The organism is Arthrobacter sp. HMWF013 (genome assembly GCF_003061105.1).
GTDB lineage: Bacteria > Actinomycetota > Actinomycetes > Actinomycetales > Micrococcaceae > Arthrobacter.
Genome location: NZ_QAIQ01000672.1, coordinates 1 through 6,021, shown reverse-complemented (window position 1 = coordinate 6,021; position 6,021 = coordinate 1). Strand labels below are relative to the sequence as shown.

The window sequence follows — 6,021 nt, the reverse complement described above, 5'->3', positions numbered from 1 at the left end:
GTGTAGGGCTGCACCTCACCGCCGGTGATCGCCGTGGCAACGTACCGCGCCTGGTCGCTCGCGTTGGTCCAGTGCTCAGCACGGTGGTCCGTCCCCCGCCCAGGATGCGGCCACTGGGCGACATCTCCGATTGCGTAGATATCATCCGCCCCGACCGCCCGAAGAAACGGGTCGGTCAGCACTCCGTTGTTAATGGTGAGGCCGGACCCGACGAGCCAGCTGGTCGAGGGGATTGAACCGATACCGACCACTGCGGTGGAGGCTTCGAGCCGCGTGCCGTCGTCGAGGACCACAGTCAGGGCGCCCTCCTCGCCCTGGATGTCCGTGACTCCGACACCGAACCGCGTCTGCGCTCCATTGCGAAGGTGGAGCTCCACGAGGATGCTGGCGATCTCAGGGCCGACGAGGCGTGCCATGGGCTCCGCGACCGGGTCGACGACCGTGACCGGACAACCTGCTTTGAGCGCCGCCGCGGCGATCTCCGTGCCGATGAAACCCCCGCCGACAATAACGACGTGTTCCTTCAGTGCAAGACGCGCGGAGATGGCACGCGAGTCGTCCAGGGTACGCAGCTGCAGCACGCCCGACGACGGGTTCCAGGGTGAGGGCCGGGCGGCCGCACCGGTTGCGATGATCAGTACGTCATACGCCACACTTGAGCCGTCGCTGAGGGTCACCGCTTTCGTTACGGGATTGAGGGCGACGGCGGCGGTGCCGAGCCGGACCTCGATCGCTAGCTCGTCGAGTTCGGCGGGCGTCATGAGGCGGTTGCCCTCGATCACCTCATCGGACCAATCGGATGCCAGGAGGTGCTTTGAAAGCGGCGGCCGGTCGTAGGGAAGTTCCTTCTCGCCACCGATCAGGGTGATAGGCCCGGCGTAGCCGAGGGTGCGGAGGCCCTGCGCGGCACGGGTGCCCGCAAGCGAGGCCCCGACAATAACAACGTGGCGGTCAGTTGTTCTGGCCATATCCGAGTCCTTCTCCTCTTCATCGAGATCGCGAGGCCGGGACGCCGGACACCTACGCGACGTGCGAACGACTTCGCAAAGTGACCGTTGAACGGAACGCGTAATCGCTATAACGCAACACCCTAAGTATTGAGCTTGCAGGAGAGCAGTGTCAACCCACGCCCGCGAAGCAGTCAGCGGACGATGGCAGCATGCGGTTTGCTGGTGCCGCTGATGTATCCCGTGAGCTGCTGGGCCGCTGCGCGGACCAAAGCGGCAAGCGACGAGGAGTGCGCAGCATTGAATCGGGCCTCGGGAATCGTGATGCCGGTGGCACCCACAACAGCCCCGGCAGGCCCGAAAACCGGTGCCGCGATGGCGATCGCTCCCTCAATGCGCTCCCCGTGAGTGATTGCATAACCCTCGTCGCGGATCTTTTCAAGGCGCTGGCGGAGAGTTTCGGCGTCGACCAGCGTGCGGCTGGTCGCCGCACCGAGCGGGCCGCGGGCGATTTCATCCCGCACCTCCTCCGGCAGGAATGCGAGGATCGCCAGCCCGCTCGCGCCGGCGTGCAGGGATAGCCAGGTGCCCTCGGGGAGCGTATAGCGGAGGGGATGGGGCGATTCGACAGTCAGCGTGAACATCATTTCCCGCCGCCGCTCTCCATAAACCCCAAAGAAGGAAGATTCCCCGGACTCCCCGGCGAGTTCGCGCAACGTATCGCCAGCGACCTCGTGAAGCGGAAAACGGGCCGTGGTGGTCCAGGCGATCCGGAGGAACTCAAGCCCGAGCCGGTACGAGCCCTGCGGGGAGCGGCTCACCAGGCCGATACGTTCGAGGTCCGTGACGAGCCGGTGCACCGTACTCGGACTTACTCCAAGGCGGCCGGCCAACTCACGTACGCCGTGTAACTCCTGGTTGCTATCGACCATAAGCGTCAGCAACTCGATGCCACGCGCCAGCGGGTGGCGCAGCCGTAGTTCGTCTACGGCTGCGCGCTGCGGGTCATCAGGCTGTGGGGTCATCATTCACTACTCCCGCTAGTGCCAGCCCGACCGCTTGACTTTCTGCGGCAGTACCAGCAATCTTGGGTGACATAACAGAACGGCTGTTCCGTTGTGAACAACGGTAGTTCACCATCACCACAAAAGTCGACAGGCAGCCGGCGACGAAGTTCGCCGGGGCTGTAACGAACAAAGGACCAGGTCATGAGCACGGCTCAGCACCATCAATGCAGCACAAGAGCTGCGAAGTGACGGCGGGTCAACGTGTCGCCGTCGTCAGCGGGGGCGGCGCGGGCATTGGATTAGCGATCGCGCAGCACCTTTCCGGGTCCGGATTCGCTGTGGCGATCCTGGACGTCGGCGAGGGCTCGGCCGAGAGTGCCGCCCGGGCGATCACCGAAGCGGGCGGAGTGGCCCGGGGATATCGCGCCGACGTCAGCGACCGCGGCGAGGTGGATGCCGCGATGGCCTCCGCGCGCGATGAGCTCGGTTCCATCTCCGCAGTGGTCGCGAACGCGGCGGTGGCGATCCAGCAACCATTCGTCGACATGACGTTGGACCAGTGGAACCGCACCCTCGCGATCAACCTGACCGGCACGTTCAATGTCGTTCAGTCTGCGATCCCTGATCTCGTCTCGACCGGCTGGGGGCGGATCGTGCTCATCTCCTCCTCGAGCGCACAGCGGGGGGCGCCCAACATGGCCCACTATGCCGCCTCGAAGGGCGGGCAGATGGCCCTGACGAAGGCGCTGGCGATGGAGTTCGCGAAGTCGGGGATTACCGTAAACACTGTCGCCCCGTCGTCCATCGACACGCCCAGCGTGCAAAAGAAGCGGGACGCAGGCAAAATTCCTTCGGCGGCGGACATGGCCAAGTACATCCCGGTTGGCCGCGTGGGCACGGGGGCGGACATTGCGGCCGCCGTCGGTTATCTGGTGTCGGACGGCGCCTCGTACGTGACCGGTCAGACCATCAGCGTCAACGGCGGGTCGTTCATCGGATGACGGCCAACCAGCCCCGGATCCCGCCGCGGCCCGTCGACGAGTGGGACGACGAGGTGGACCAGGCGTTGTCGATACTCTCTGTGCAGGGCCATGGCTCGCCAACCGGCCCCCCGCAGCGGCCCGCCTCGCACATCATCGGCATCTATGCCTGGCATCCGGATCTCATCCGGGGATGGATGCCCTTTTCAAACCACCTGCGCGGGTCCTCACTCAGCGATCGCGTCCGCGAGATCGCCATCATCCGGACGGCATGGCTCAGCCATGGCGAGTACGAGTGGGCACAACATGTACGCATGAGCCTCGCCAACCACTGGCTGACAGAGGCAGAAATCCAGGCATTGGCTATCGGCCCGGAGGCGGAGGAGTGGACGCCGAAGGATGCCGCCGTGGTGCGCGCGATAGACGAAATGGTCCAGGCCAGGAACGTCTCTGAACCGGTGTGGGCCGAGTTGGCGGCGCAGTTCACGAGGCCTCAGCTCATCGACCTCGTGTTTACGGTAGGCACCTACGATATGCATGCCATGGCCTTCGCTACCCTGGGCTTGCAGCTCGAACCAGGCATGCAGGGATTCCCCCCGGGCCACAACGCTGAAAGGCAGTGACTGACGATGTCGAACACAGACCCGATCGGCTCGCTGACCTGGGCGGTACGGGACTCCCTGATGCGTTATGTCACGGTGATTGCCGGCGGCTCGTTCGACATCGACGGGCCGGCGTCAATTGACGGCAGCGGAGTGTTCACGTTCCCGCTGGTCCGAGCGGAGTCTTCCGACGGCGGGTGGCGCCTGATGTTCTCCGGCTCGCTCCACTTCACGGCGCACCACGGCCTCCTCGACATCCGGATCATCGATCCCGAGATCGTCGTCCGGCCTGCGAGCGGAACCCTGTACGCGAGAACCGATGCGGACTCCCCTGCATTGACCGCCATCGTCGAGCTGGGAGCCGCCGCGCCCACCGAGGACGGTGCTGACCTGGCCTGGGATGCGGTGCCTTCGCAGCTGCTCGACTCCGCCGTCGAAATGTTCGGCTCGGTGTACCCGGCCGGCACCCCCATGGCACCGCTCGGCATCCGGATCACGATAGATTCGTAGTCATGTCCCGAAATGCGCCTGAGCCGCGGCCGATCCAAAGCGACCGTCGACCACCCACTGAGCGCAACAATGTGCGCGGAGAGGCGACGCGCCAGGTCATCATCGCGGCTGCCGAACGCCTGTTCGCCGAACGCGGCATCACAGCGGTGCCGCTCCGCGACATCGGCATCGCAGCCGGCCAGCGCAACCACGCGGCGGTGCAGTACCACTTTGGCGACCGCGACGAGCTGGTAAAGGCCATCATGGAGTCGCGCGGCGCCGAAAGCGAGGCACATCGGGTGCAGGTGGTCACCAGCCTGATGATGGGCAACCGGACGCCCACCACTTCGGACGTCGTCGACGCCTTCGTGCGCCCTCTGGCCATCCATATCAAGCCCAACAACCACTACCTGGCGTTCCTCTCGCTGCTGATCACAGGACAGGGCGGCTATGAGGGCCTGAACAACCGCGACATCCACGCGGGAGCGTCGGTTCTCACACTGGGAACGCTGCTCGGCCGCCTCGTCACGGAACTGCCGCCTGCAGTGCTGGAGGAACGCTGGTCGCTCGCCCGGACCAGCGCGGTGCATGCACTTGCCCGGTACCAGTCTGCGCAGCAGAAACGTGAGCACCTGCCCGCCAAGATCGACGTCCTGATAGACGATCTGGTCGCTTTCCTGTCAGCGGGGCTTGTCGCCCCGCTGGCAGGCTCCGACCCGCGCGCCCGCTGAGTAGGCCCTCAGGCGTCCAGGATCCCCGGCACTCAGAGTCAGCGGCGCTCAGGCGCCGAGGTGTCCCATGAACTTCGAGGCCCAGTCGTGGAGGCTCACGGGTATGTAGAACTCCTTGTCATCATTGATCTCATCCCAGTGCTCAACGATGTCTTCGACGGGAGCGACGCCGCCGCCTTCGTGGACCCATCCCGGGGTAATACCGAGGAACCACCGCGCGAACCGGCCCCCTCCTGCCACGAGTATTTCGCCGTTCACCTGGCACAACTCGTGCGCAAGGTAGGCCACCATGGGCGCCACGTGAGCGGTGTCCATGGCCTGCATGCGCGCCTTGTCGACAGCTGTCGCGGTGACGATGTTGGGCTTCCTGGCCGATTCACTGGGCCGGGTGACCGCGTTCGGTGCGATGCAGTTGACCAGGATGCCCTTCGGCGCTGCCGCCACCGCGAGGCTGCGGGTGAAGCCAATAAGGGCCCCTTTCGCCGTCGCGTAGGCCAGGTTGTCGGCCAGGCCGAGCATGCCCGTGGATGTGGTGGTGATGATGCGCCCGTAGCCCTGCTCCTCCATGTAAGGCCAGGCCGCACGGGTGGTGTGCCACGTACCTCGGAGGTGCACGTCCAGCGTGCGCTCCAGGTTGTCCGCATCTGCTTCAGGGAATGTTGCCCACCGTGAAATACCTGCGTTGTTGACCACGATGTCGATGCGGCCGAACTCCTTCACGGCGGTCTGCACGATCGAGTGGCAGCCATCTTCGCTGCCGACGTCGTTGGTGTCAGCCACCGCTTCACCACCTGCCGCGATGATCTCCTGGACGACGTCGTTGGCGGGACCGGCATCGTTCCCCTCACCCTCCTTGCTCCCGCCCAGGTCATTAACCACCACCTTCGCGCCCCGTTCAGCAAGCAGCAGCGCGTGGGCCCGGCCAAGGCCGCGGCCGGCTCCGGTCACTATGGCGACCCGTCCGTCGTACCGAAGTTCCTGGATAGCGTTCATCATTCTCCTTTGAAGTGATCCTGAGCCGATATCATCACATCCGCTCAAATTTAGCAACAGTCTGGATTGCACAAAACACCTGTCAGTACTGCCTAGTATTGTCTTTTTTCAGCACATATGCTTATATATCGCAACAGCCTAAGCGTTATCCTCATGATGGAGTGGGAGCAGAAGAATGACAGTGAAGTCAGGCAACGAAGCCGATGTAGACGTGCTGGTAATCGGCGCTGGAGTGGTCGGGATCTACGCCCTCTACCGGGCAATCGACGCGG

At 64.5% G+C, this 6,021-nt stretch carries 7 protein-coding genes; 4 read left to right on the top strand and 3 right to left on the bottom strand.

The window, feature by feature from the left end:
• Both DBR22_RS21895 and DBR22_RS21890 read right to left on the bottom strand, forming a co-directional pair.
• Positions 1-968 (bottom strand): NAD(P)/FAD-dependent oxidoreductase (locus DBR22_RS21895; protein WP_108600713.1); only part of this gene is annotated, 968 nt, incomplete at its 3' end.
• Positions 969-1,141: 173 nt separating this feature from the next.
• Positions 1,142-1,975, bottom strand: coding sequence for an IclR family transcriptional regulator (locus tag DBR22_RS21890; protein WP_108600712.1), 834 nt, complete (start codon positions 1,973-1,975; stop codon positions 1,142-1,144).
• 203 nt (positions 1,976-2,178) lie between these two features.
• Here DBR22_RS21890 and DBR22_RS21885 point away from each other — a divergent pair, with 203 nt between their 5' ends.
• Genes DBR22_RS21885 through DBR22_RS21870 form a run of 4 tightly spaced genes read left to right on the top strand, consistent with a single transcriptional unit; the run spans position 2,179 to position 4,756 of the window.
• The gene (locus DBR22_RS21885; RefSeq protein WP_108600711.1) at positions 2,179-2,955 is read left to right on the top strand and encodes an SDR family oxidoreductase; all 777 of its coding nucleotides are present in this window, start codon (positions 2,179-2,181) and stop codon (positions 2,953-2,955) included.
• On the top strand, positions 2,952-3,557 hold the full coding sequence (locus DBR22_RS21880) for a carboxymuconolactone decarboxylase family protein (RefSeq protein ID WP_108600710.1): 606 nt from the start codon (positions 2,952-2,954) through the stop codon (positions 3,555-3,557). Before DBR22_RS21885 ends, DBR22_RS21880 begins: the two co-directional genes overlap by 4 nt.
• A gap of 6 nt (positions 3,558-3,563) precedes the next feature.
• Positions 3,564-4,046, top strand: a complete 483-nt coding sequence (locus DBR22_RS21875) for an HtaA domain-containing protein (RefSeq protein ID WP_108600709.1) — start codon at positions 3,564-3,566, stop codon at positions 4,044-4,046.
• Positions 4,047-4,048: 2 nt separating this feature from the next.
• The gene (locus DBR22_RS21870; protein ID WP_108600708.1) at positions 4,049-4,756 is read left to right on the top strand and encodes a TetR/AcrR family transcriptional regulator; all 708 of its coding nucleotides are present in this window, start codon (positions 4,049-4,051) and stop codon (positions 4,754-4,756) included.
• 48 nt (positions 4,757-4,804) lie between these two features.
• Here the strand turns inward: DBR22_RS21870 and DBR22_RS21865 are convergent, their stop codons facing one another.
• Complete coding sequence (locus DBR22_RS21865) at positions 4,805-5,749, bottom strand: SDR family NAD(P)-dependent oxidoreductase (RefSeq protein WP_219928156.1); 945 nt, start codon at positions 5,747-5,749, stop codon at positions 4,805-4,807.
• Positions 5,750-6,021 lie beyond the last annotated feature (272 nt).

What these genes read in the sequence shown, in the direction of transcription:
- DBR22_RS21890 (WP_108600712.1), bottom strand. Translation starts at nt 1,975, where the DNA reads ATGATGACCCCACAGCCTGATGACCCGCAGCGCGCAGCCGTAGACGAA.
- DBR22_RS21885 (WP_108600711.1), top strand. Translation starts at nt 2,179, where the DNA reads ATGCAGCACAAGAGCTGCGAAGTGACGGCGGGTCAACGTGTCGCCGTC.
- DBR22_RS21880 (WP_108600710.1), top strand. Translation starts at nt 2,952, where the DNA reads ATGACGGCCAACCAGCCCCGGATCCCGCCGCGGCCCGTCGACGAGTGG.
- DBR22_RS21875 (WP_108600709.1), top strand. Translation starts at nt 3,564, where the DNA reads ATGTCGAACACAGACCCGATCGGCTCGCTGACCTGGGCGGTACGGGAC.
- DBR22_RS21870 (WP_108600708.1), top strand. Translation starts at nt 4,049, where the DNA reads ATGTCCCGAAATGCGCCTGAGCCGCGGCCGATCCAAAGCGACCGTCGA.
- DBR22_RS21865 (WP_219928156.1), bottom strand. Translation starts at nt 5,749, where the DNA reads ATGAACGCTATCCAGGAACTTCGGTACGACGGACGGGTCGCCATAGTG.